Source organism: Streptomyces sp. NBC_00122 (assembly GCF_045160845.1).
In the GTDB taxonomy this organism is placed as follows: domain Bacteria; phylum Actinomycetota; class Actinomycetes; order Streptomycetales; family Streptomycetaceae; genus Streptomyces.
The window spans coordinates 3,825,378-3,851,042 of the sequence record NZ_CP108191.1 but is presented as its reverse complement, the minus strand read 5'-3'; the positions used below and the strand labels follow the sequence as shown (position 1 = coordinate 3,851,042).

The window sequence follows — 25,665 nt, the reverse complement described above, 5'->3', positions numbered from 1 at the left end:
GCAGTGTTCCGGATTGCCCACGATGTCAGAGCAGGTGATTAACGGTTCATGATGTTGACGCCACCTCCTGGGCCCACCTCCTGGGCCACGGCCTGGGCCACGCTCTGGCGGACCGGCTGGTAGCTCACCCAGGCCGCCAGGTCGGACCCGAACCGCTCCCGGGTGGCGACCGCGCTGTGGTGGTCGATGAGCACCGGTTTCCCGGCCGCCCGCGCGATCAGCTGCGCCTGCGCCGCCCGCTCCGCCGCGAGGAACCACCAGACCGCGGCGTCCACCGAACCCCCTACCGTCAGCAGCCCCCGGTTGCGCAGGATCAGCGCCTTGTACGGGCCCAGCGCGCGCCCGATCCGCGCGGCGCCGACGGCCCCGTCCGCCTCGAACTCGTCCAGCAGCGCGTGGTCCTCGTAGAAGGCGCAGGCCTCCTGGGTGACGGGAGCCAGCAGTTCGCCGAGGGCGGCCAGCGCGCGAAGGTACGGGGCCTGCGTGCGCACGACGGCCACCACCTCGGGGCGCTCCCGGTGGACGGCCGCGTGCACGGCGAAGGCCAGCTCGTTGACCCGGCGCTCCCCCTGGAGCACCCGTCCGTCCCCGTCGACCAGCAGCAGGTCCGCGGGGGTCAGCCCGCCGAAGGCCCGCCCGAAGGGGTTCACCCAGTAGCAGTCCTCGAACTCCGGGTCCCGCGCACTGACGTGCCCGGCCACCCCGTCCTCGTACCCGAGCCGCCCCAGCAGCCGCAGCGCCTCGGCGAGCCGTTCCTTGCGGTGTGCGCGCGCTTCCCGGACGGAGCCGTGCACGGGGGGCAGGTCCAGGCGCAGCCGTTCCACCGGCACCGGGGCGGGCCGCACGCCCGGCATCGCCGTCTCCTCGGCCATCGCCCGCTCTCCCTCTGTTCGGCTCCGCCGTCGCCGGCGCAAGGTACTTCTCCCCGCGCGAGGAGAACAGAGCCGCGCACGCACGAAACGACGGCGCCGCCGCTCAGCCAGGCTGAGCGGCGGCGCCGTCGGACGGGGCGGGGCCCCTTACTCCCACTCGATGGTGCCCGGGGGCTTGCTCGTGCAGTCCAGGACCACACGGTTCACGTCCGGCACCTCGTTGGTGATGCGGGTGGAGATCCGCGCGAGCACCTCGTACGGCATGCGCGTCCAGTCCGCGGTCATCGCGTCCTCGGAGGAGACGGGGCGCAGCACGATCGGGTGGCCGTAGGTGCGGCCGTCGCCCTGGACGCCGACGCTGCGGACGTCCGCGAGCAGGACGACCGGGCACTGCCAGATCTCGCGGTCCAGGCCGGCCGCGGTGAGCTCGTGGCGGGCGATCGCGTCGGCCTCGCGCAGCAGGTCCAGGCGCTCCTTGGTGACCTCGCCGACGATGCGGATGCCGAGGCCGGGGCCCGGGAAGGGCTGGCGCTGGACGATCTCGTCGGGCAGGCCGAGCTCCTGGCCGACCATCCGGACCTCGTCCTTGAACAGCTGGCGCAGCGGCTCGACGAGCTCGAACTCGATGTCGTCGGGAAGACCGCCCACGTTGTGGTGGGACTTGATGTTCGCGGTACCGGTGCCGCCGCCGGACTCGACCACGTCCGGGTACAGGGTGCCCTGGACCAGGAAGGCGACCGCGGGGCCGTCCTCCTGGAGGATCTCCAGCTGGGCCTGCTCGAAGACGCGGATGAACTCGCGGCCGATGATCTTGCGCTTGGTCTCCGGGTCGGAGACCCCGGCCAGCGCGTTCAGGAAGCGCTCCTGCGCGTCGACGACCTTCAGCTGCACGCCGGTGGCGGCGACGAAGTCCTTCTCGACCTGCTCGGTCTCGCCCTTGCGCATCAGACCGTGGTCCACGTACACGCAGGTCAGCTGCGAGCCGATGGCCTTCTGCACGAGGGCTGCCGCGACCGCGGAGTCCACGCCGCCGGAGAGGCCGCAGATGGCGCGCTTGTCGCCGACCTGCTCGCGGATGGCGGCGATCTGCTCCTCGACGATGTTGCCGGTGGTCCAGGTGGGGGCCAGGCCGGCGCCGCGGTAGAGGAAGTGCTCCAGGATCTGCTGGCCGTGCGTGGAGTGCATGACCTCGGGGTGGTACTGGACCCCGTACAGCTTCTTCTCGTCGTTCTCGAAGGCCGCGACCGGGACGACGTCGGTCGACGCGGTGACGCTGAAGCCCTCGGGGGCGGCGGAGCAGGCGTCGCCGTGGGACATCCACACCGACTGCTGCTCGGGGGTGCCCTCGAAGAGGGTGGAACCGGCCTTCGAGACGGCCAGCGGGGTGCGGCCGTACTCGCGGGCGCCGGTGTTGTCGACCTGGCCACCGAGGGTGGTCGCCATCAGCTGGAAGCCGTAGCACATGCCGAAGACGGGGACACCGGCCTCGAACAGGGAACGGTCGAGCTGCGGGGCACCCTCCTCGTACACGGAGGACGGGCCGCCGGAGAGGATGATCGCCTTGGGGTTCTTGGCCAGCATCTCGTCGACGGGCATCGAGCTCGGCACGATCTCGCTGTAGACCCGTGCCTCGCGGACGCGACGGGCGATGAGCTGGGCGTACTGGGCGCCGAAGTCGACGACGAGAACCGTGTCCGGGGCGCTGTCGTGGGCGGCGGAGGGTGCTTCTGGCACGGGGCGGCCTTCCGGCGGAAGAGGTGGCTGTTTTGTCGATTCTAACGGGGGACGCACCCACCTATTCGTCTCACCATCCGAACCCGGTTGGCCGGGAGGGGGACGGAAGGCAATAATCCCCTTCATGCGCAAGCAGCTGAGCTTCCTCTTTACCTATGGCACCGGCCGGTCCGGTCGCCATGGGTCATCGTGATGCTCGCTTGAGCCGCTGACTTCCCAGAGCGCCCCGGTCCGACAGGACCGGGGCGCTCGCGTTCTCCGGCCTGTGGGCCCCCACCCGGCAGGAGACCGACCATGAACACGATCACCACCACCCCCGAGCAGCTGATCGCCGACTCCCGCGCGCGCATCGACGCCCTCGACGACCGGATCATCGGCCTGATCCAGGAACGCATGGCCGTCTCGACGGTCATCCAGGAGGCCCGGATCACCTCCGGCGGTCGCCGGGTGCACCTGTCGCGCGAGATGGAGGTGCTCTCGCACTGGAGCGACGCCCTCGGAAAGCCCGGCACGACCCTGGCCATGACGCTGCTGGAGCTGTGCCGGGGCCGCGTCTGACGGGTGTTCGTCACTCGTCCGGCCCGTGACCGCCGCCGGGGCCCTTCGTTGGTGAGGATGTCCGCGCCAGCCAGGCGCGGGACGACCGCAACACCACGCGTGGCTCCGCCGGAGCGATGAGACGCACGCCCCGTGGAGCGTGCGTCGTGGGACCTCGCTCCCTCGCGTGACCGGACGGCAGGGGACAGCAGCCCGGTCACCCCGCGAAGGACGGCCGGCCCAGGGGACGCCCCGGGTCGGCCGTTCGGCGTTCCGCGTTCCGCGGTCCGCTCGCGAGCCCCCGGGCCCTTCAGACCCCTCACGTAGCACATGCACACTTCGCTGTGTGATCGACGCCACAGCCCGGGCCCCGGGATTCCGGTACAACCATCCGTACCGACTGCCTGTCACTCATGTACCGCGGTGGGTACCGCGCTCGGAGGGGGAGCGCGGTACCGACCCGGTCGTCAGGCCGGGTCCGCGGCCTTCGGCGGGACTTCCGGGACCGCCAGGAACGGCAGCCGCAGCGCACCGAAGGCCTCCTTCGGGACGGCCGGGCGGACCGGCTCCACCGCCGCGAGGCGCACGTATCCCTCCCCCGGCTCCGGCCGCGGGTCCTGCTCGCCCTTGTTCGGCCAGTACGACATCGCCCGCTCGGCCTGCGCCGTGATCGTCAGCGACGGGTTGACCCCGAGGTTCGCGGAGACCGCCGAACCGTCCACCACCGAGATCCCCGGGTGCCCGTAGAGCCGGTGGTACGGGTCCACCACACCCTCCCCCGCGGAGGCGCCGATCGGGCAGCCACCGAGGAAGTGCGCGGTCAGCGGTGTCCCCATCAGCTCGCCGACGTTGCTGCCGGGGAAGCCGTTGATCTCCTCGGCGAGCAGCGTCGCGGCCTGGGTGGCCTCCGCGATCTGCACCGGGTTCGGGGCGCCGTGGCCCTGGCGGGCGGTCAGCAGGCCCTTCCCGATCCCGCCGGGCTTGCGGTAGGTCGTCAGGGAGTTGTCCAGCGACTGCATGACCAGGCCGATGATCGTCCGCTCCGACCAGCGACGGTTGGAGAGCGAGCGGACCAGCTGCAGCGGGTGGCGGGCGGTGCGGGCGAACCAGGCCCGGACCCGGTGCTTGGCGTAGGGCACCTGGAGGACGGTCATGAACCCCATGGCGTTGGAGCCCTTGCCGTAGCGGACCGGCTCGATGTGGGTGTCGTCGTTGGGGTGCACCGAGGAGGTGATCGCCACGCCCCGGGTGAAGTCGGCCCGCCGGTCGGCGCCGTGCCGTTTGCGGTAGCGGCGGTCGTCGGTCTGCGCGCCGACCAGGCCCTCCGAGTTGGTCCGGGTCAGGTCGCCGAGCCTCTCCGAGATCTTCGGCAGCTCGCCCAGGTCCTTCATCGTGTGCAGCAGGGTCTGGGTGCCGTACGTGCCCGCCGCGACGACCACGTACCGGGCGCGCAGCACCTTGGCCCTGCCGGAGCGGCGGCCGTCGGTGGGGACGGTACGGACCCGGTAGCCGCCCTCGGGGTGTTCGGAGAGCGCGGTGACCGTGGTCATGGGGTGGATGACGGCGCCCGCGCGCTCGGCGAGGTGCAGGTAGTTCTCGTTCAGGGTGTTCTTCGCGCCGTGACGGCAGCCGGTCATGCACTCGCCGCACTCGGTGCAGGCCTTGCGGGCGGGCCCCGCGCCGCCGAAGTACGGGTCGGGGACCTCCTGGCCGGGGCGGGCCTCGCAGCCGCCCCCGGCGTCCGCGCCGTCCCCGAAGAACACGCCGACCGGGGCCATGTGGAAGGAGTCCGCCACGCCCATCTTCTCGGCGGCCGCCTTGAGGTGGACGTCGGAGGGGGTCATGGTCGGGTTGAGGCGCACGCCGAGCATCCGCTTGGCCTGGTCGTAGTACGGGGTGAGCTCGTCGCGCCAGTCGGTGATCGACGCCCACTGCCGGTCCTCGAAGAAGGCGGTGGGCGGCACGTACAGGGTGTTGGCGTAGTTGAGCGAGCCGCCGCCCACGCCGGCGCCCGCGAGCACCATGACATTGCCGAGCAGGTGGATCCGCTGGATCCCGTACAGCCCGAGGGCCGGGGCCCACAGGTAGTTCCGCAGGTCCCAGCTGTTCTTGGGCAGGCTCTCGCGGGTGAACCGGCGGCCGGCCTCCAGGACGCCGACCCGGTAGCCCTTCTCGGTGAGACGCAGGGCCGAGACCGACCCCCCGAAGCCCGATCCGATGACGATGACGTCGTAGTCGTATGCGTCGTCGTGCGACACGGGTACCCCTTAGCGCAGTCGGAGAGCCTTCATGACCTTGAGGCTGCGGGTCATGAACGCCGCGTACTTCTCGTCGTCCATGCCCAGCGAGGGCGCCATCGGCAGGAGCCGCTGGTGGGCGACGGTCTGGGCCTCGGTGTACTTGAGGATGCCCTCGGAGCCGTGGCGGCGGCCGAGGCCGGAGTCCTTCATGCCGCCCATGGGCGCCTGGGCGCTGCCGTAGGCGGGGGCGTAGCCCTCGTTGATGTTGACGGTGCCGGTGCGCAGGCGGGCTGCGACCGCGTGGCCGCGGCGGGAGTCCTTGGTCCAGACGCTGGAGTTCAGGCCGTAGGAGGTGGCGTTGGCGTCCGCGATCGCCTGCTCCTCGTCGGTGAAGCGGTAGATGGAGACGACCGGGCCGAAGGTCTCCTCGCCGCACACCGCCATGGGTGCCTCGACGCCGTCGAGGATGGTGGGCTCGTAGAAGAGGGGGCCTATGTCGGGGCGGGCGGTGCCGCCCGCGACGAGGGTGGCGCCCTTGGCGACGGCCTCGTCCACGTGCCGCTGTACGGTCTCCAGCTGGCGCTCGCCGACGAGCGATCCCATGTCGGCGCCGTAGGCGAGGGACTTGCCGAGGCGCATCGCCTTCGTCCGGGCGGCGAAGCGGGCCACGAACGCGTCGGCGATCGAGGCGTGGACGTAGAGCCGCTCGATGGAGATGCACAGCTGGCCGGCGGAGGAGAAGCAGGCGCGGACGGCGCCCGCCGCGGCCTTCTCGATGTCGGCGTCGTGCAGGACCAGCATCGCGTTCTTGCCGCCCAGCTCGAGAGTGACGCCGACGAGGCGGTCGGCCGCGCCCCGGGCGACCTCGCGGCCGGTGCGGGTGGAGCCGGTGAAGGAGACGTAGTCGGCGTGCCGGACGACCTCGGGGCCGACGACGGGGCCCTCACCGAGGACGATCTGGAAGACCTCCGCGGGCAGGCCGGCCTCGATCAGCAGGTCGCGGGCCCACAGGGCGGTCAGCGCGGTCTCGGTGTCGGGCTTCATGACGAGCGCGTTGCCTGCCGCGAAGGCGGGCAGGGCGTCACCGACGGAGAGCTCCAGCGGGTAGTTCCAGGGCGCGATCTGGCCGACGACCCCGCGCGGCTGGCGCAGCTCGGTGACCTTGGTGAGGGTGGGCATCGCGCCCGTGTGGCCCTTGGGGCGCAGGTACGAGGGGGCCTTGCGGCCGTAGTGGCGGGCGGAGACGGCGACCGCCTGGACCTCTTCGTGGGCGTGCAGGCGGGCCTTGCCGGTCTCCAGCTGGATGAGGTCGAGGACCTCGGCCTGCCGGGCGAGGACCAGGTCGTGGAAGCGGAGCAGGACCGCGGCCCGCTTGCGTGCGGGGAGGGCGGCCCACGCGGGCTGGGCGGCGCGGGCCCGGCCGAACGCCTCGGCGACGTCCTCGGGGGTGGCCTCGGGGAGCTCGGCCAGCCGGTCCCCGGTGAAGGGGGTGTGGTTGGCGGTGCGGCCGGAGCCGATCACCCCGCGGGTGAGGCGGGCGATCAGGTCGGGGGTCACCACGTCGGCGGCGGTGCGGGCGCCGGCCGGGGCCGGGGCGACCGGGTTGGTGGGTTCCGGTGCGGTGCGGAGGGGGGCCGGGGCCTGCGAGTCCGTCATGGCGGTGAGCGTATTGCGCCCGGGGGCCTTTGGGTACCCGTGGGTAACCGGATTTTGCCATTTCCGCCAGTGATCGCTGGCAGGATTGGCGGAATCCGCGGTTCTACGGCTTCGCGGCGGGCGGTGCCCAGCCGCTGAGCACGATGTCGAACTGCTGGCGGGTCGTGTCCCAGTCGGCGGCGGGGCTCGACATGTAGATCGCGTACTCGGTGCCGTCCGGGGCGATGTACATCTGCTCGATGGCCCGGCGCGGTCCCGCCTGCGTCCCCTTCTCGGTCCAGCTGAACTCCCACAGCGCGGCCCGGACGGTGTCGCGGAAGGTGTTCTGGTTCAGCCGCTGCTTCTTGTAGTCAGTCCGCTTCGCCACCTGCTTCTCCAGGTCGACCAGGTGCTCGTGCGGGGTCGCATAGTCCGGGGTGGAGTCGGTGGCGATCCGGATGAAGTGCTTTCCGTTGTCCGGGGTGTAGTCGATCTGGTTGCCGTCCATCTGACGCTTCCAGCCCTCCGGGACGAAGAGGGTGAAGCCGGTCGGGTCGGTGACCTCGGTCCATCCGGCCGGCACGGCATCGGCCTCGTCCGGCGTGGAGTCGTCATCGCCCTGCTGGTCGGGGGCGCTCGCGTTCTTGTCCGAGCCGCCGCCCTTGTTCGAGTCATCGGTGAACTTGAGCACGCCGAAGACACCGCCGCCGCCGAGCAGCGCCGCCACCAGGGCGACCGCCGCGGCACGCTTGAGCCGGCCCGGGGCCGGGCGGGCGGGGGCGGACACCGCCCCGGCCTCGGTCGCCGTCGCGGTCGAGGTGGAGGTGGAGGTCGAGGTCGAGGTCGAGGTCGAGGTCGCCGACGGTTCCGGCAGCGCGGCCGTCTGCGCGACGTCCCCCGTCGGGGCCGCCTCCTGCTGCTGCTCCTGGGCCGGAGCGAGTTCCTGCGACGTCACCGCGCGCGTCGGCACGTACGCCTGGGCGGCCTTCGGCGCCCGGCCCTCCATCGCCTCGATCAGCATCCGCTCGGCTTCCTCGGCCGTCGGCCGCTCCGCCGGATCCTTGCGCAGCAGGGCGGTGATGACCGGCCCCAGCGCACCGGCCTGGCGCAGCGCCGGCGGTTCGTCGTTCACCACGGCCTGGAGGCTGGAGATCGGCGAGGTGCGACGGAACGGCGAGCGCGCCTCCACGGCCGTGTACAGGGTGGCGCCCAGCGACCACAGGTCGGAGGCCGTGCCGGGGGTCGCGCCGGTGACCCGCTCGGGGGCCAGGTAGTCGATGGAGCCGACGATCTCGCCGGTGCGCGTGATGGACGAGTCGCCCTCGATCGCGGCGATACCGAAGTCCGTGAGCAGCACCCGGCCGTCCTTGGCGAGCAGCACGTTGCCCGGCTTCACGTCCCGGTGGAGTACGCCCACCGCGTGCGCGGCGCGCAGCGCGCCCAGCACGTGGAGCCCGATCCTGGCCGCCTCGCGGGGCTCGATCCGCCCGGCCGCCTTGGCCGCGTCCGCGAGCGAGGGTCCGTCGATGTACTCCATGACGATCCACGGCCGGTCGTCGTGCTCCAGCACGTCGTGGACGGTGACGACCGCCGGATGCTGGATCCGGGCCGCGGCCCGGGCCTCCTTCTGCGTCCGGGCGTGCATGACGTCCCGGTCGGCCTGGGCCACGTACAGACCAGCCGTCAGTTCCTTGACGGCGACGGTCCTGTGGAGCAACTCGTCATGCGCGCGCCACACCTTGCCCATGCCGCCGCGGCCGATCGGCTCGACGAGCCGATACCGGCCCGCCAGCACGGCGCCCCCACCTGTCTGCTGTTCCACGAAACCCCGCCGCTCTCTGCACTTCAGGCCAGATTACGGAGCCCATGGGGGCTGTCGGAACCGCCCGGCCGCGGAAAGGCGGCACTGTGACGCAATCGCCGTACTGACCGCCCGTCAGGCTCCCCTCAACCCCCCGACTTGTAACTCGCCGTGGCCTTCTCGAAAACTTCGGTGACCTTGCTCTGTTCGTCCTCCGGGCCCGTCACCATCACGACGTGGTAGCTGCCGCCGAGCGCGACGACGAAATTGCGGGCGAAGACGTTGCGGCCGGTGCCGTCGATCCACGTGTAGCGGCCCGTGGCACGCAGTTGCTGCCCGACCTTGGTGGTCTTGACGTCGCCGACGGTGGCCCAGGTGGAGCTCCGGTACGGGGCCAGCTCCTGCTGCTTGTCCTTCTGGTACGCCGCCGGGTCCGGGTTCCCCTCGACCTTGTCCCGGCCGGGGACGACGGTCAGGGTGAACTGCCCCCCGGTGTAGCGCACCTGGCCGGCCTCGTTGATGCCGCGGCGCTCCCAGCCGTCGGGGACCGCGATCTCGAAGTGCTCCGGGTCCTGCTGGGTGGTGTAGCCGGCCGGGGCGGGGGCCGGCGCTGCCGTCGGAGCGGTCGCGGGCGGCGTGGTGGTCTGGGGCGCGGGCTTGGACTCGGGAGTGCCGGTGGGCACCTGGGACGGGCTCTGCTTCGGCGTTGCCTGCCCGCTGCTGCCCTGTTCCCCCGGCTCGGCGGACCGGGGCATGAACAGCATCGCGTACGCCACGGCCCCGGCGAGCAGGACCAGGATGCCGACGAGCAGGGTCCGGCCCAGGGAGCGGGACTTGCGGGTGGCCGTGGGATTGCGGTGGCGCCCGTGGAGTTCGCCGCGGCGGCGTACGACGGGCAGCCGCGCGGGATCCGGCTCCGGCATCGGGAGCACGGCGAAGCCGGCCTCGGGTTCGGGTGCGGAGCGTACGAGCGAGCGCAGCCAGCCGCGCAGCTCCTCGAAATCGGGCCGCTCTTCCGGGTCCTGACGCAGCAGCGACTCCACGACCGGGCGGAGCGCGCCGCACTCCTCCGCGAAGGCGGGCGGCTCGGCGCAGACCATCTCGACGAGCTCGGCGACGCTTTCCTCGGGGTACGGGGCGTGGCCCTGGACCGCGCGGTACAGCAGCGCGCCGAGCGCCCAGAGGTCGGTGGCGGGCCCGATGGGGGGCGCCAGCTGCCAGTGCCCGTGCACGGGACCGGCCTGCTCGGGGGCCCACCGCTCGGTGACGGCTCCGACGACGGCCATCCGCGTCTGGCGCGCGCGCTCGGCGTCCAGCCCGCTCCGGGGCCCGGCCCAGCCGGAACCGGAGCCCGGTCCGGGGCCCGCCTGCGGCTGCGGTCGCGCCGGTGCGGTGTCGGCCTGGCGGTAGCCCTGCGGGAGCGCGAGCTGGGCGGGGAGCACGGGCGGCTGCGGCCCGGGCTCCGGCTCCGGCGCGGGCTCCAGGGCGGGCGCGGGCTCCAGGGCGGGTACGGGCTCCGGCTCCGGCTCCTGGTCGGGCTCACGGTCGGGCGGGGAGAGGGCCGGGCGGCGGGGGGTGGCCCCATGCCAGGCGGCGGCGCCGGTCTCCGGGCCGCCGTACGGGTACGAGTATCCCTGTGGGAGGGTCGACCCCTGCGGCCTCGGCTCCGGCACGACCACGGGCTCGGTCCTGCGCTGCTCGCCGACCTTGGCGGCGGCCGCCCGCGCCCCGGCCCGGTACGCGGCGATGGCCCCGGCGCGCGCGGCGGCGTTGAGGTCGGGCTGCTCCTGGGGGCGTACGGGGGTGATGTGATCGGTGTACCGCGGCCCGGTGTCGTACCCCGGGGCCACCAGCGGCGCGTATCCGGCGTCGGGCCCGGGCCCGTGGCCGGGCCCGTAGTCTGCCGAAGCGCCCGGACGGTCCCGCCCCGGGTTGCCGGGGCCGACGGCCCCCGTCTCCGCGACGGTCCCGCGGTCGAGTCCTTCACCCGGCCCGGTCTCCCGAGCCGCCGGGGTGCGCGGGCCGCCCCACCCCGCGCCGCCGCCGGAGGCCTCGCCTTCGGCGGTGCCCGGGACGGGGTCGTACCCGCAGAGGGCCTCCTCCGCCGCACCGGCCGCGAGGCCGGTCAGCACGACCCGGCCGTCGTCGCAGACGAGCACGGTCCGCACGGTGATGTTCCGGTGGGTCCAGCCGTGCGCGTGCAGCACCCGCAGCGCGGTCAGCACGTCCGAGGCCACTTCCGCCGCCCGGTAGGGGCTCAGCGGTTCATCGGCTATCAGCGCCGCCAGCGGCCTGGCCGGGACCAGTTCGCTCACTATCCACAGCGACCCGTCCTCGGCGAACACGTCGAAGACCTGGTCCAGCCGGGGATGGTCGGGGATGGAGGCCGCGGCCTGCGCCGCCTCGATCGCGCGCCGCACGGCCGGCAGGTCGCCCGGAGCGCGGCGCCCCGCCGCCGGGACGGCCCGCTGCCCGTCCAGCAGCTCGGCGTCCACGACCTCCGGCAACGGCACCTGCCGCACCAGGACTTCCTGCCCGCTGCGGGTGTCGAAGGCCCGGGTCTCCACCAGTTCGTACTCGTCCGACGGCGGGAGCGGCAGACGGTAGCGGTGAGCCAGGATCCGGCCCGCGTACTCCTCCACATCGCCTCCCCCGAGTGCGGTGGGGTCCCCCGCGGCCCCACCGCCACGATACGTCGCCGGGGCCGCCCGCGTCCCGAGGTCAGCCGAGCGGCTTGAAGGTCTCGAAGGCGACGTTGCGCATCTGCGTGCACTCGGCGCCGTCCCACTGGTCGGCGGCGCAGCTGATCATGATCGCGTAGCCGTTCTTGGCGTCGACCTTGAAGCCGCGGTTGAGCACGCGGACCCTGATCCCCTTCTGGTCCCGCTCGAACTCCCAGTCCGCGACAGTCGGGTAGCCCCTGTACTGCACCGTGTCGATCCTGATGTGCCGGTAGTTCTGACTGCTGCTCGCCGTCGGCTTGACCGAATCGGCCCAGGCAGCGCGGGCGTCGTCACCGGGACTGGCGGTGTGGTCGACCTGGATGCGCGGGAATCCGCCGTCACGGCTGTATATGGCGCCGGAGTTCTCCCCCGCTATGCCCGTCTGCTTGAAGCCCTCGGGCATCACCATCGAGAAGTGGAACCCGAAGTCCTGCTGGAGGGCGTAACCCGCCGGGATTCCGCCGCCCGCTCCGCCGGACGTGGTGCCCTGGCCCTGGCCGGCGGCCGGGGTCTGCTGGCCCTGGCCCTGGGTCTGGCCCTGGGTCTGGCCCTGGGTCTGGCCCTGGGTCTGGGCGCCCGGGGTGGCATTGCCATTGGTCCCGCCCTGCTCGCCGGGCTTCGCCGAAGTCTGCGGCGAGGACTGCGGGGCGGTGCCCGGGGACTGGGCGGCGGACGCGGACGGGTTGGTCTTGCCGCCCTTGCCCTCATCCTTGCGGCCGTCGGTGTCGTCGCCGTTGAAGGCGTAGACGATGAGCGAGCCGACGGCCGCGAGTACGACCACGACGGCGGCTATCGCGAGCACGATGGTGCGGCGCGGCATGACGTCGGTGAGCGGGGCCGCCACCGGGGAGGTCTTTGCCGTGGGCTTGGGCTTGGGTTCGGACGCGGGTGCCTCCGCGGCCGAGGCGGCCGTGGTGGCGGTGGCCACCGCCGCCGCCTTGCGGGCCGCCTTCAGCGCGGCGCGGGCGCGTTCGCGCTGCTCGCGCTCCCGCCGCTCGCGTTCCTTCTTCGCCGCCTTCTCGGCGGCCTTGTCCGCGGCCGCCTGCTCCGCGGCCGCCTTGGCGTCCGCGAGCGATATCTGCCGGGTCTCCTCGGCGGCCGGGGCCGCAACGGGGGCCGGTGCGGGCTCGGGCGCGTTGACGACGGCGGTGAGCATCGCCCGCGCCCGGACGTCGTCGAGCCGCTGGGCCGGGTCCTTGGCGAGCAGGCCGTAGATGACCTCGGTGAGCGGGCCCGCGTTCTTGGGCGGCTCCACCGGCTCGGTCATCACGGCGGTGAGGGTGGCGAGGGCGGAGCCCTTGTCGTACGGGGGCACGCCCTCGACGGCGGCGTACAGCAGACCGCCGAGCGACCACATGTCGGCGGGCGGACCGGGCTTGTAACCGCGGGCGCGCTCCGGGGAGATGTACGAGGGCGCGCCGACGAGCATGCCGGTGGAGGTGACGGAGGGGTCGCCCTCGACCTGCGCGATGCCGAAGTCGGTGAGGACGACGCGGCCGGTGGCGGCGATGAGCACGTTGGACGGTTTGACGTCCCGGTGCAGGATGCCCTGGCCGTGCGCGGCGCGCAGGACGTCGAGCACCGCAAGGCCGACCTCGGCGGCGCGGTGCGGGGTGAGGGGACCGTTCTCCCGGATGAACTCGGCGAGCGAGGGGCCCTCGATGAGCTCCATGACGATCCAGGGGCGGCCGTCTTCGTCGACGACGTCGAAGACGGTGACCGCGCCCCCGCTCCGGATCCGGGCGATGGCCTTGGCCTCGCGGAGGGTACGGGTGATCAGACGGCGCTTCTCGTCCTCGTCGACCCCGGTGCCGAAGCGGAGTTCCTTGACGGCGACGATCCGGCCGAGGGTCTCGTCCTCGGCGCGCCAGACGGTACCCATGCCGCCCTTGCCGAGCACGGCACCCAGCCGGTAGCGGCCCGCGAGCAGCCGGCCCTTGTCCTCGCCGTTCCCGGCCGACTTGGCGGCCTCGGCCCTGGCCTTGACCTCGGCGGCCACGGCATCGGCCTTCTCCACCACGGAATTGACGGGCTTCGCCAGGTCGGCCTTGGCCGCCTCGGCCCTGGGCTTCGCCAGGTCGGCCTTGGCCGCCTCGGGCTTCGCCCCAGGCCCAGGCGCGTCCTTGGCGTCTTCGGCCTTGGCCACGGCCTTCGCGTCCTCGGCCACGGCATCGGCCCCGGCCTTGGCCACGGGCTTCCCCTCCTCGGCCTTGGCCTTCGTCAGCCCCGGCTTCGCAGCCGCGGGCTTCGCACCCCCAGCAGGCGCGGCCTCGGCCGGCGCAGCCGGAGCCGCAGCTCCCTCATCCTCGGGCTTCGCCGCAGGCGTCCCGTGCTCCGGCTTCGACATGCGTCCCCTCTGCGATCGTGCCGCCCGCTCCGGCGGCCCCGGCAGCTGCCGGGGTCCGCGGTAACCCGCCCCGGCAGAAACCTCATTGTTCCTCACTCCGCAACGGACGGGCGCCCCGGGTCCGCGGTTCCCCTTTCCGCATCCCGGACTTACAACGGAACGATGTCGGGCGCCCCCAGCCGCGCCGCGTCCGCCGTCTGGTCGTCCGGCTGGCGCTGCGATTCCCGCTCCGCCTGGACCCGCTTCTCGTAGTGCTCCACTTCCTTCTCGATCTGCTGCTTATCCCACCCCAGGACCGGGGCCATCAACTCCGCGCACTCCCGCGCCGACCGCGTCCCCCGGTCGAAGGTCTCGATCGAGATCCGTGTCCGCCGCGTCAGTACGTCGTCCAGGTGCCGCGCCCCTTCGTGCGAGGCCGCGTACACGATCTCGGCGCGCAGATAGTCCTCCGCCCCGGTCACCGGCTCCCCCAGCCCCGGGTCGGCGGCGATCAGGTCCAGCAGTTCCTCCGTCAGCGACCCGAACCGGTTCAACAGGTGCTCCACCCGCACCACGTGAAGGCCCGTCCGGGCGGCGGTCCTCGCCCGCGCGTTCCACAGCGCCCGGTACCCCTCCGCGCCGACCAGCGGCACGTCCTCCGTCACGCATTCCGCGACCCGCTGGTCCAGCCCGTGCACCGCCTCGTCGACCGCGTCCTTGGCCATGACCCGGTACGTCGTGTACTTGCCGCCCGCGACCACCACCAGCCCCGGCACCGGGTGCGCCACCGTGTGTTCGCGCGACAGCTTGCTCGTCGCGTCCGACTCCCCGGCCAGCAGCGGCCGCAGGCCCGCGTACACACCCTGCACGTCGTCACGCGTCAGCGGCACCGCCAGCACCGAGTTCACGTGCTCCAGCAGGTAGTCGATGTCCGCGCTCGACGCCGCCGGGTGCGCCTTGTCCAGGTCCCAGTCGGTGTCCGTGGTCCCGATGATCCAGTGCCGTCCCCAGGGGATGACGAACAGCACCGACTTCTCGGTCCGCAGGATCAGCCCGGTGCTCGAATGGATCCGGTCCTTCGGCACGACCAGGTGGATGCCCTTCGACGCCCGTACGTGGAACTGCCCGCGCTCCCCGATCAGCGCCTGGGTGTCGTCCGTCCACACCCCGGTCGCGTTCACGATCTGCTTCGCGCGGATCTCGTACTCCCCGCCGCCCTCGACATCCCGCACCCGCGCCCCGACCACCCGTTCGCCCTCGCGCAGGAAGCCGATCACCCTCGCCCGGTTGGCGCAGTGCGCCCCGTACGCCGCGGCCGTCCGCACCAGCGTGGCCACGTACCGCGCGTCGTCCATCTGGGCGTCGTAGTACTGCAGGGCCCCCACCAGTGCGTCCTTGCGCAGCGCCGGCGCCACCCGCAGCGCGCGCTTGCGCGACAGGTGCCGGTGCACCGGCAGCCCGCGCCCGTGTCCGCTGGAGACCGACATGGCGTCGTACAGCGCGACGCCCGAGCCCGCATACAGCCGCTCCCAGCCCTTGTACTGCAAGGGGTAGAGGAAAGGCACGGGCTTCACCAGGTGCGGCGCGAGGCGCTCCAGCAGCAGGCCTCGCTCCTTCAGCGCCTCCCGGACGAGGGCGAAGTCGAGCATCTCCAGGTACCGCAGGCCGCCGTGGATGAGCTTGCTCGACCTGCTCGACGTGCCGGATGCCCAGTCACGCGCTTCCACCAGCCCGGTCGACAAACCTCTGGTCGCCGCGTCGAGCGCGGTACCGGCGCCGACCACCCCCGCGCCCACAACCAGAACGTCCAGCTCCCGCTCGGCCATCCGGGCGAGCGCCTCGGCACGCTGCACCGGTCCCAGTGTCGCTGTCCTCACGGCTGCCTCCCGTTGGTGCGGGTGTTCCCCGCGTCGTGCGGGTGATCCCGCTCACATGCCCCGTTTCCTGATTCTGACCGCCCGCACCCACATCAGCCACCGCCTGTGGACAACACAACGGCGACCACTACCCCAGAATGCGACATATCTTTCATATATACGCCTAGTCTGACATTGCGCCAGCTCCCGGGCTCCTCCTGTCCACAGGACTTGCGCGCGCATCCCCCTCATGTCAGGGAAGGGACGGCACCCCCATGCCCGCAGACCTCGCCGTCATCGGACTCGGCCATCTCGGCCTCCCACTCGCCCAGGCGGCAGTCGCCGCCGGGATCGAGACGGTCGGCTACGACAGCGGTCCGGTCACGGACTCCACCCTCACCGCCGCCGAGATCCGCCGCATGTCGGCGGCCGGCTTCCGGGTCACCACCAACCCCGCCGAGCTCGGCCGGGTCCGCACCGCCGTCATCTGCGCGCCCACCCAGCTCGGCGCCGACCGCGCGCTGGACCTGTCCGCCGTGGGCGAGGCCGGCCGCGCGCTCGCCGCCCGGCTACGCCCCCACACCACCGTGATCCTCGAATCCGCCGTCCACCCGGGCGTCACCGAGGACTACCTCCGCCCCGTCCTCGAAGAGGGCTCCGGGCTCCGGGCAGGCCGCGACTTCCACCTGGCCTACTCCCCCAGCCGCCTCGACCCGGGCAACCGCACGCACGGCGTCTCCAACACCCCCAAGGTGATCGGCGGCCTCACCCCCGCCTGCACCGAGTCCGCGCACGCCTTCTACGCCCGCCTCACCGAGAAGGTCGTCCGCGCCCGCGGCCTGCGCGAGGCCGAGACCGTACAGCTCCTGGAGACGAACTACCGGCACGTCAACATCGCGCTCATGAACGAGATGGCGGTCCTCTGCCACGACCTCGGCGTGGACCTGTGGGACGTCATCCGCTGCGCCGAGACCAAGCCGTACGGCTTCCAGGCCTTCCGTCCCGGCCCGGGCGTCGGCGGCCACGGAGTCCCGCTCGACCCGAACTACCTCCCCCACACCACCCGCACCCCCGGCCACCCCCTGCGCATGGTCGGCCTGGCGCAGGAGATCAACAACCGGATGCCGCAGTACGTCATCCAGCGCTCCGCCACCCTGCTGAACGAGCACGGCAAATCCGCCCGCGGCGCCCGCGTCCTCCTCCTGGGCGTCACCTACAAGCCCGATCTCGCCGACCAGGAGGGCTCCCCGGCCCGCGAGATCGCCAGCCGCCTGCTCGACCTGGGGGCGCTCATCAGCTACCACGACCCGTACATCGCGGGCTGGCGGGTCCGGGACCAGCCGGTCCCCCGTGCCGAATCGTTGTACGAGGCCGCCGCCAACGCGGACCTGACGATCCTGCTCCAGCACCACCGCACCTATGACCTGCAAGGCCTCGCGGTCAAGGCCCAGTTGCTCCTGGACACCCGGGGCGCCAGCCCGGCGGGGGCCGCCCACCGGCTCTGAACGCCTTGGAAATTCCCCCTCATGGATGTCGTGACCGCCTGCTAGCCTGCGGCGTCACTTATCTCGCACATACGTCCCCCCGGACACGTGTGCCCACGCATCCCTTGGGGGGGATCACCATGAGCCAGAACTTCCAGCCGCCCGCGCCCGACTCCTTCACCGAGGCGCCCGCCGCCCCGGCCCCGGCCCGCAGCGGCAACATCGGCCTCGGCATCGTCGCGGCCGTCGTCGCGGCCCTCGTCGCGGCGGCCGCGTACGGCGGCATCATGAACGCCATCGACCGCGAGGTCGGCTACGCCGCGATCGGCGTCGGCCTGCTCGTCGGCCTCGCCGCCGGCAAGCTCGGCGGCCGCAACCCGGTCCTGCCCGTGATCTCCGCCGTGCTCTCCATCGGCGCCGTCTACCTCGGCCAGCTCTTCTTCATCGCGCTCGTGATGGCCGACTACGGCAAGATCGGCGTCGGCGACGTCCTCAGCCAGGTCGGCATCGGCGGCCTGAACGACCTCTGGAAGGAGAACGCGGACTTCATGTCCTACGTCTTCCTCGGGATCGGCGGCTTCGCCGCCTTCGGCGCGGCCAAGAAGGTCAGCGACTGACCCTGCGCACCGCGTGACGCCGGAGGGCCGGCACCCCACACGGGGTGCCGGCCCTCCGGCGTACGTACGGCAAAGAGCCGGTCAGCGGCTGTGCTGCGAGTCCGCGACCGTGACCTCGACCCGCTGGAACTCCTTGAGCTCGCTGTAGCCGGTGGTGGCCATCGAGCGGCGCAGCGCGCCGAAGATGTTCATCGAACCGTCCGGGGAGTGCGACGGGCCGGTGAGGATCTCCTCGGTGGTGCCGACCGTGCCCAGGTCGACCTTCTTGCCGCGCGGCACGTCCTCGTGGACGGCCTCCATGCCCCAGTGGTTGCCCTTGCCGGGCGCGTCGGTGGCACGGGCCAGCGGGGAGCCCATCATCACGGCGTCCGCGCCGCAGGCGACGGCCTTCGGGATGTCGCCCGACCAGCCCACGCCGCCGTCGGCGATGACGTGCACGTACCGGCCGCCGGACTCGTCCATGTAGTCGCGGCGGGCCGCGGCCACGTCCGCGACGGCGGTCGCCATCGGGACCTGGATGCCGAGCACGTTGCGCGTGGTGTGCGCGGCGCCGCCGCCGAAGCCGACCAGGACACCCGCGGCGCCGGTGCGCATCAGGTGCAGGGCCGCGGTGTAGGTGGCGCAGCCGCCGACGATGACCGGGACGTCGAGCTCGTAGATGAACTGCTTCAGGTTCAGCGGCTCGGCGGCGCCGGAGACGTGCTCCGCCGACACGGTGGTGCCGCGGATCACGAAGATGTCCACGCCCGCGTCCACGACGGCCTTGGAGAACTCGGCGGTGCGCTGCGGGGAGAGCGCGGCGGCGGTGACGACTCCGGAGTCGCGCACCTCCTTGATGCGCTGCCGGATCAGGTCCGCCTGGATCGGGGCGGAGTAGATCTCCTGGAGACGGCGGGTGGCGGACTCCTCGTCCAGCTCCGTGATCTCGTCGAGCAGTGGCTGCGGGTCCTCGTAGCGGGTCCACAGGCCTTCGAGGTTCAGCACGCCGAGGCCACCGAGCTCGCCGATGCGGATCGCGGTCTGCGGGGAGACGACCGAGTCCATGGGGGCGGCCAGGAAGGGGAGCTCGAAGCGGTACGCGTCGATCTGCCAGGCGATCGAGACCTCCTTCGGGTCCCGGGTACGCCGGCTCGGGACGATGGCGATGTCGTCGAACGCATACGCCCTGCGGCCGCGCTTGCCGCGCCCGATCTCGATCTCAGTCACGTGTGGTGGCCTTTCCTCTGGGTCTGCCCGTCCAGTATCCCCGAACGCCGGAGAGTCGCGTTCCCATGACCGCTGTACGGACGCGGGCACGGGCACGGCGAAGGGGCGGGCCCGTCGGGCCCGCCCCTCACGCGGTCGCTCAGATCAGCCGTTGCGGCTGTAGTTCGGCGCTTCCACCGTCATCTGGATGTCGTGCGGGTGGCTCTCCTTGAGGCCCGCCGAGGTGATCCGGACGAAGCGGCCCCGGTCCTGCAGCTCGGGGACCGTGCGGCCGCCGACGTAGAACATCGACTGGCGCAGGCCGCCGACGAGCTGGTGCACGACCGCGGCGAGCGGACCGCGGTAGGGAACCTGGCCCTCGATGCCCTCGGGGATGAGCTTGTCGTCGCCGCCCACGCCCTCCTGGAAGTAGCGGTCCTTGGAGAAGGAGCGCTGGTCGCCACGGGACTGCATCGCGCCGAGCGAGCCCATGCCGCGGTACGACTTGAACTGCTTGCCGTTGATGAAGAGCAGCTCGCCGGGGGACTCCTCGCAGCCCGCGAGCAGCGAGCCGAGCATCACCGTGTCGGCGCCCGCGACCAGGGCCTTGGCGATGTCGCCGGAGTACTGCAGGCCGCCGTCGCCGATGACCGGGACGCCCGCGGCCTTGGCGGCCAGCGAGGCCTCGTAGATGGCGGTGACCTGCGGGACGCCGATGCCGGCGACCACGCGGGTGGTGCAGATGGAGCCGGGGCCGACGCCGACCTTGATGCCGTCGCAGCCGGCGTCGATCAGCGCCTGGGCACCGTCGCGGGTGGCGACGTTGCCGCCGATGACGTCCACGGCGGAGTTCGACTTGATCTTGGCGACCATGTCGCCGACCAGGCGGGAGTGGCCGTGGGCGGTGTCGACGACGATGAAGTCGGCGCCCGCCTCGATCAGGGCCTGGGCGCGGTCGTACGCGTCACCGGCGACGCCGACGGCCGCGCCGACGAGCAGCCGGCCTTCCTTGTCCTTGGCGGCGTTCGGGTACTTCTCGGCCTTGACGAAGTCCTTGACCGTGATGAGGCCCTTGAGGATGCCCGCGTCGTCGACCAGCGGAAGCTTCTCGATCTTGTGGCGGCGCAGCAGCTCCATGGCGTCCACGCCGGAGATGCCCACCTTGCCCGTGACCAGCGGCATCGGGGTCATGACCTCGCGCACCTGACGGCTGCGGTCCGACTCGAAGGCCATGTCGCGGTTGGTGACGATGCCGAGCAGCTTGCCCGCCGGGTCCGTGACCGGGACACCGGAGATGCGGAACTTGGCGCACAGCTCGTCGGCCTCGCGCAGCGTCGCGTCCGGGTGCACCGTGATCGGGTCGCTGACCATGCCGGACTCGGAGCGCTTGACGAGGTCGACCTGGTTGGCCTGGTCGGCGATCGACAGGTTGCGGTGCAGTACGCCCACGCCGCCCTGGCGGGCCATCGCGATGGCCATGCGGGCCTCGGTGACCTTGTCCATCGCCGCGGACAGCAGCGGAACGTTCACGCGTACGTTCCGGGAGATCAGGGAAGAGGTGTCGATCGCGTCAGGCGACATGTCCGACGCGCCCGGCAGCAGCAGCACGTCGTCGTAGGTCAGTCCGAGCGTGGCGAATTTGTCGGGCACTCCGTCGGCGGTCATGACACCTTCCCAAATGGTCTTGCTCAGCGCGGATGTCCATGCTAACGGGATCCCGACGCGTCTCATTCCACGACCAAGGTCAAGCAGAAGATTTGTAGTTTCCTACGGAGATCCTCGCCGGGATTCCTACTGCTCGGCGAGCGCGCGGAGCCGACTGAGCGCGCGGTGCTGGGCGACGCGCACCGCCCCGGGGGACATGCCGAGCATCTGCCCGGTCTCCTCGGCGGTCAGCCCGACGGCCACCCGCAGTACGAGGAGCTCCCGCTGGTTCTCCGGAAGGTTGGCCAGCAGCTTCTTGGCCCAGGCCGCGTCACTGCTGAGCAGCGCCCGCTCCTCGGGACCCAGCGAGTCGTCGGGCCGCTCCGGCATCTCGTCCGAGGGAACGGCCGTGCTGCCCGGGTGCCGCATGGCGGCCCGCTGCAGGTCGGCGACCTTGTGCGCGGCGATGGCGAAGACGAAGGCCTCGAAGGGCCGCCCGGTGTCCCGGTAGCGCGGCAGGGCCATCAGGACGGCGACGCAGACTTCCTGCGCCAGGTCCTCCACGAAGTGGCGAGCGTCACCCGGGAGCCGCGAGAGCCGGGTGCGGCAATAGCGGATAGCGAGGGGGTGAACGAACGCGAGCAGGTCGTGCGTGGCCTGCTCGTCGCCCTCCACCGCTCGGCGTACGAGCGCGCTGACACCCCCGGCACTACCGCTTTTGGCGGCGCCAGTGGGGCCGGTGGCCGCGGGTGACCCCAGGGCCTCGTCGTCGCGCATCAATCCATGGTGCCTTGACGCCGGAGCTTCCGTGGCACCACGGCCGGTTTCGTGCATCGAAGCGTTATGAGCGGGTGCGCCGGAACTCATGATTGCGCCCTCCCCTCCCGCTCGGCCGAATGGTCCCCAAGGACGAGGACTCCACATCTCCAAGAATGCGGCACACCCTCAAGGATGCGGCATCGCGCACGAAGCGACACGTCCCCCGGATTGTGCCCCGCCAATCCCCGAGTGCGCACCGGGTACGGCGGGACACGGACCGGACCGTGACCCGCGGGTCAGCGGACCAGGCCCCAGCGGAAGCCGAGCGCCACGGCGTGCGCCCGGTCCGAGGCGCCGAGCTTCTTGAACAGCCTGCGGGCGTGCGTCTTGACCGTGTCCTCGGAGAGGAAGAGCTCGCGCCCGATCTCCGCGTTGGACCGGCCGTGGCTCATGCCCTCCAGCACTTGGATCTCGCGAGCGGTGAGGGTGGGCGCCGCGCCCATCTCGGCCGAGCGGAGCCGGCGCGGGGCCAGTCGCCAGGTCGGGTCGGCGAGGGCCTGGGTGACCGTGGCCCGCAGTTCGGCGCGCGAGGCGTCCTTGTGCAGGTATCCGCGGGCGCCGGCGGCGACCGCGAGGGCCACGCCGTCCAGGTCCTCGGCGACCGTCAGCATGATGATGCGGGCGCCGGGGTCGGCCGAGAGCAGCCGGCGGACCGTCTCCACACCGCCGAGCCCGGGCATCCGTACATCCATCAGAATCAGGTCGGAGCGGTCGGCACCCCAGCGGCGGAGGACTTCCTCGCCGTTGGCAGCCGTCGTCACACGCTCGACGCCGGGCACGGTGGCAACCGCGCGACGGAGCGCCTCTCGGGCAAGCGGGGAGTCGTCGCAGACGAGGACGGATGTCATGACCGCCCTCCGCAGCTGCTGATGCGCGTCACCTTGAGCCTCCAGGCTGGTACGTATCGTCACCTGTGCGGTCGATGCCCCCGGACACCTGTCCGAGAACTTATTGGTTCAACCGCCTTCGCACTCTCAACGATGGTCACTCGAAAGAGTTACGGGTCGGACGGACACCTTCAGCACTCTACGTGAGGAAGCGATCACGGCGCTGGAGCCACGAGCCACTCGTCCTCCATCTGGAGCTATGCCCTATTTGGCGGCTTTCCTTCCGTTTGGCACATGTCTGAGGCTAGATTCCCAGTGAGTCATATTTACATCTACTAGGACAGTAGGTGTGGAGACATGGACCGTATCCGCCTCAGTACCGGCACCAAGAGGACTACCAATGGCAGATTTCTCCCGGCTCCCCGGACCGAACGCCGACCTCTGGGACTGGCAGCTGCTTGCTGCCTGCCGCGGGGTCGACAGCTCCCTCTTCTTCCACCCGGAAGGTGAGCGGGGCGCGGCCAGGAGCGCGCGCGAGGCCTCGGCTAAAGAGGTCTGCATGCGATGCCCGGTTCGTTCGGAATGCGCCGCGCACGCACTCGCCGTCCGCGAGCCCTACGGAGTGTGGGGAGGCCTCACCGAGGACGAGCGCGAGGAACTGATGGGCCGCGCGCGGCATCGACTGATCCCGGCGTCCAGCACGATCGGACCGATCCCGCCGCACTGATCCGAGTACAAACGTCCGAAGGAACGTTGCTGCAGCGTCCGCGAAATCCTTCCGGCCGCCGCCCTCGCCGGGCGTGTCGCAGTCCTGCGCGCGGCGTCACCCGTCCGGCCGTACCCGACGCCACGGGTGCGGTCAGCGCGTGGCGGCCCGCTCCAGCTCGGCCAGGGTCGCGGCCACCGCCGGGACCCTGGCCAGGTCGGGCAGGGTCAGCGCCACGACCTCGCGCTCGACGGCCGGCTCCACGGCCACCGTGCTCACGCCCTTGGCCCGTACGGACTCCACCGCGAGCTCCGGCAGCACCGCGACGCCCAGCCCGGCGCCGACCAGGCCGACCACCGCCGGGTAGTCGTCGGTCGCGAAGTCGATCCGCGGGGTGAAGCCCGCGCTCTCGCACACCTCCACCAGATGGCGGCGGCAGCGCGGACAGCCCGCGATCCAGGGCTCGTCGGCCAGGTCCGCCATGCCCACGCGCTCCGACCCGGCCAGCCGGTGCCCCTCGGGGACCAGTCCGACGAGCCGGTCGGTCAGCAGCGGGCGCACCACGAGGTCCTCCCACTCCGCCGTGGAGCCCCGCCCGTCACCGTCCCCGCCGTACCGGAAGGCCAGCGCCAGGTCGCAGTCGCCCTCGCGCAGCATCTCCACCGAGCGCGGCGGCTCGGCCTCGACCAGGGAGATCCGGGTGCCCGGGTGCTCGGCGCGCATCGCGGCGAGCGCGGTCGGCACCAGCGTGGAGCTGCCGCTGGGGAAGGACACCAGCCGGACCCGGCCCGCGCGCAGCCCGGAGATGGCCGCGACCTCCTCCTCGGCGGCGGTCAGCCCGGCCAGGATCCCCGCGGCATGCCGGACCAGGGCCTCGCCGGCCTGGGTCAGCCGCATCTCGCGGCCGGTGCGGATGAGCAGCGGGGTGCCGGCCGACTGCTCCAGCGCCTTCATCTGCTGGGAGACGGCGGGCTGGGTGCAGCCGAGCTCGCGGGCGGCGGCGGAGAAGGACCCGGTCCCGGCGACGGCGCGCAGAACCCGGAGATGACGTGCCTCGATCACCTTTTGAGCATAAGCCCTTCTTTGACCGTCGCGTGAATAACGTCGCGCCCCTTTGGGGCGGGCTCGGTTAGCGTGTGCGCATGGCTCCCATGCATCTGATCTCCGTGAACCTCGGCCGTGCCGAAGCCGCCGACTACACCGACGCGGAGGGCGGGGTGACGGGCCACGGCAAGCGCCCGGTCCCCGGGCCGGTCCGCGTCTTCGCCCCGGGCCCGAGAGCCACCGGCCTCGGCAGCGGTGTGGAGGGCGACGCCGTGTGCGACCGCCGCCACCACGGAGGCGACCACCAGGCCGTCTACGCGTACGCGCGCGAGGACCTGGACCACTGGGAGGCCGAGCTGGGCCGCGAGCTGCCTGGCGGGACCTTCGGCGAGAACTTCACCACCTCCGGCATCGACCTGAACTCCGCGCGCCTCGGCGACCGCTGGCGGGTCGGCGCGGACCTCCTCCTCGAAGTCGCCTCGGCCCGCATCCCGTGCCGGACCTTCCAGGGGGCCCTCGGCGAGAGCGGCTGGGTCAGGCGGTTCACCCAGGCGGGGCGGCCGGGCGCCTACCTGCGGGTGATCGAGGAGGGCTCGGTCTCCCCCGGCGACGCCATCGAGGTCGTCCACCGCGCGGACCACGAGGTGACGGTGGAATTCTGGTTCCGCGCCTTCACCACGGAGCGCGCGCTGCTGCCGCACACCCTGGCGGCGGGCGCGGCAATGGAACCGGAAGGTCACGAGACCGTGCGCCGGTACGTGGAGAAGTACGGGACCGGAGCCGGGGCGAAGTAGAACCGACACCCGGGGCGGCTAGGTTGCGCCTATGACGACTGCGTTGATTACGGGATCCACGGCGGGCATCGGCGCCGCCTTCGCCCGGCGGCTCGCCGCCCAGGGCCACAACCTGGTGCTGGTGGCGCGCGACACCAAGCGGCTGGGCGAGCAGGCCACCGAGCTGCACGACCGGCACGGCATCGAGGCCGAGGTGCTGGCCGCGGATCTGGCCACCGAGGAGGGCATCGCGGCGGTCGAGGAGCGCCTCGGCGACCGCACCCACCCCGTGGACCTGCTCGTCAACAATGCCGGCTTCGGCAACAAGGGCCGCTACCTCGAGGTCTCCATGGCCGACGAGCTCACCATGGTGAAGGTGCACATCGAGGCGGTCCTGCGGCTGACCTCGGCGGCCACCGCGTCGATGCGCACGCGCGGCCGCGGCGGCGTGATCAACGTGGCCTCGGTGGCCGCCTTCGTCCCGCGCGGTACGTACGGGGCGAGCAAGGCGTGGGTCGTCCAGTTCACCCAGGGCGCGGCGAAGGACCTGGCGGGTTCCGGGGTGCGGCTGATGGCGCTGTGCCCCGGCTTCGTCCGGACGGAGTTCCACCAGCGCGCCGGCATGGGCACGGACAACATCCCCGGCTGGATGTGGCTCGACGCCGACAAGCTGGTGGCCGCCGCCCTGGACGACCTGGCGCGCGGCAAGACGGTGTCGATCCCGGACCCGCGGTACAAGGCGCTGATGGGCGTGGTGAAGCTGACGCCGCGCGGGCTGCTGGGTGGCGTGTCCTCGCGTACGGGCCGCAAGTACGGCCCCCAGTAACCCAGTACTCGCCGGT

General features: G+C 72.1%; 19 protein-coding genes. 6 read left to right on the top strand and 13 right to left on the bottom strand.

Features of this window, described 5'->3' with window-relative positions:
- Nucleotides 1-38: 38 nt before the first annotated feature.
- Together OG737_RS18360 and guaA are read right to left on the bottom strand one after the other, a co-directional pair.
- The gene (locus OG737_RS18360; RefSeq protein WP_328927206.1) at nt 39-872 is read right to left on the bottom strand and encodes a class II aldolase/adducin family protein; all 834 of its coding nucleotides are present in this window, start codon (nt 870-872) and stop codon (nt 39-41) included.
- Nucleotides 873-1,019: 147 nt separating this feature from the next.
- The gene (gene guaA / locus OG737_RS18355) at nt 1,020-2,606 is read right to left on the bottom strand and encodes a glutamine-hydrolyzing GMP synthase (protein ID WP_328927205.1); all 1,587 of its coding nucleotides are present in this window, start codon (nt 2,604-2,606) and stop codon (nt 1,020-1,022) included.
- Between the two features lie 294 nt (nt 2,607-2,900).
- Between guaA and OG737_RS18350 the strand changes: the two genes are divergently transcribed.
- Nucleotides 2,901-3,164 carry a chorismate mutase gene (locus OG737_RS18350; protein WP_328927204.1) on the top strand — a complete coding sequence of 88 codons (264 nt, stop codon included), beginning with the start codon at nt 2,901-2,903 and terminating at the stop codon, nt 3,162-3,164.
- A 446-nt stretch (nt 3,165-3,610) separates the two neighbouring features.
- Here the strand turns inward: OG737_RS18350 and OG737_RS18345 are convergent, their stop codons facing one another.
- From OG737_RS18345 to OG737_RS18320, 6 genes are all read right to left on the bottom strand, one after another.
- Entirely contained in the window at nt 3,611-5,401 is a 1,791-nt protein-coding gene (locus OG737_RS18345; RefSeq protein ID WP_328927203.1) for a GMC family oxidoreductase, read from the bottom strand.
- 9 nt (nt 5,402-5,410) lie between these two features.
- Nucleotides 5,411-7,039 carry a succinic semialdehyde dehydrogenase gene (locus OG737_RS18340; protein WP_405921761.1) on the bottom strand — a complete coding sequence of 543 codons (1,629 nt, stop codon included), beginning with the start codon at nt 7,037-7,039 and terminating at the stop codon, nt 5,411-5,413.
- 103 nt (nt 7,040-7,142) lie between these two features.
- Nucleotides 7,143-8,840, bottom strand: a complete 1,698-nt coding sequence (locus OG737_RS18335) for a serine/threonine-protein kinase (protein WP_328927201.1) — start codon at nt 8,838-8,840, stop codon at nt 7,143-7,145.
- Nucleotides 8,841-8,965: 125 nt separating this feature from the next.
- A complete protein-coding gene (locus tag OG737_RS18330; protein WP_328927200.1) occupies nt 8,966-11,461 on the bottom strand; it encodes a protein kinase in 2,496 nt (831 codons plus the stop codon).
- Between the two features lie 79 nt (nt 11,462-11,540).
- Complete coding sequence (locus OG737_RS18325; RefSeq protein ID WP_405921760.1) at nt 11,541-13,889, bottom strand: protein kinase domain-containing protein; 2,349 nt, start codon at nt 13,887-13,889, stop codon at nt 11,541-11,543.
- Nucleotides 13,890-14,038: 149 nt separating this feature from the next.
- Entirely contained in the window at nt 14,039-15,745 is a 1,707-nt protein-coding gene (locus tag OG737_RS18320) for a glycerol-3-phosphate dehydrogenase/oxidase (RefSeq protein WP_328927198.1), read from the bottom strand.
- A gap of 254 nt (nt 15,746-15,999) precedes the next feature.
- Here OG737_RS18320 and OG737_RS18315 point away from each other — a divergent pair, with 254 nt between their 5' ends.
- Both OG737_RS18315 and OG737_RS18310 read left to right on the top strand, forming a co-directional pair.
- Nucleotides 16,000-17,229 carry a nucleotide sugar dehydrogenase gene (locus OG737_RS18315; RefSeq protein ID WP_328927197.1) on the top strand — a complete coding sequence of 410 codons (1,230 nt, stop codon included), beginning with the start codon at nt 16,000-16,002 and terminating at the stop codon, nt 17,227-17,229.
- A gap of 119 nt (nt 17,230-17,348) precedes the next feature.
- Nucleotides 17,349-17,825: a hypothetical protein gene (locus OG737_RS18310; protein ID WP_328927196.1), complete on the top strand. Its 477-nt coding sequence runs from the start codon at nt 17,349-17,351 to the stop codon at nt 17,823-17,825.
- Between the two features lie 81 nt (nt 17,826-17,906).
- Here OG737_RS18310 and OG737_RS18305 read toward each other — a convergent pair whose 3' ends face one another.
- The 4 genes from OG737_RS18305 to OG737_RS18290 all read right to left on the bottom strand — a co-directional run bounded on the left by OG737_RS18305 (nt 17,907) and on the right by OG737_RS18290 (nt 22,321).
- Nucleotides 17,907-19,031, bottom strand: a complete 1,125-nt coding sequence (locus OG737_RS18305) for a GuaB3 family IMP dehydrogenase-related protein (protein WP_328927195.1) — start codon at nt 19,029-19,031, stop codon at nt 17,907-17,909.
- A 144-nt stretch (nt 19,032-19,175) separates the two neighbouring features.
- Nucleotides 19,176-20,675 (bottom strand): IMP dehydrogenase, encoded by a 1,500-nt coding sequence (gene guaB / locus OG737_RS18300; protein WP_328927194.1) that lies wholly within the window; start codon nt 20,673-20,675, stop codon nt 19,176-19,178.
- Between the two features lie 126 nt (nt 20,676-20,801).
- Nucleotides 20,802-21,431, bottom strand: coding sequence for a sigma-70 family RNA polymerase sigma factor (locus OG737_RS18295; RefSeq protein WP_328927193.1), 630 nt, complete (start codon nt 21,429-21,431; stop codon nt 20,802-20,804).
- A 278-nt stretch (nt 21,432-21,709) separates the two neighbouring features.
- A complete protein-coding gene (locus OG737_RS18290; protein ID WP_003948568.1) occupies nt 21,710-22,321 on the bottom strand; it encodes a response regulator transcription factor in 612 nt (203 codons plus the stop codon).
- Between the two features lie 379 nt (nt 22,322-22,700).
- Here OG737_RS18290 and OG737_RS18285 point away from each other — a divergent pair, with 379 nt between their 5' ends.
- On the top strand, nt 22,701-23,027 hold the full coding sequence (locus OG737_RS18285; RefSeq protein ID WP_053786417.1) for a WhiB family transcriptional regulator: 327 nt from the start codon (nt 22,701-22,703) through the stop codon (nt 23,025-23,027).
- Between the two features lie 132 nt (nt 23,028-23,159).
- On the opposite strand, the gene OG737_RS18280 is transcribed toward OG737_RS18285, so the two are convergent.
- Complete coding sequence (locus OG737_RS18280) at nt 23,160-24,068, bottom strand: LysR family transcriptional regulator (RefSeq protein ID WP_328927192.1); 909 nt, start codon at nt 24,066-24,068, stop codon at nt 23,160-23,162.
- A gap of 89 nt (nt 24,069-24,157) precedes the next feature.
- On the opposite strand from OG737_RS18280, the gene OG737_RS18275 reads away from it, so the two are divergent.
- A complete protein-coding gene (locus tag OG737_RS18275; RefSeq protein WP_328930382.1) occupies nt 24,158-24,844 on the top strand; it encodes an MOSC domain-containing protein in 687 nt (228 codons plus the stop codon).
- A gap of 31 nt (nt 24,845-24,875) precedes the next feature.
- A complete protein-coding gene (locus OG737_RS18270; RefSeq protein WP_328927191.1) occupies nt 24,876-25,649 on the top strand; it encodes an SDR family oxidoreductase in 774 nt (257 codons plus the stop codon).
- Nucleotides 25,650-25,665 lie beyond the last annotated feature (16 nt).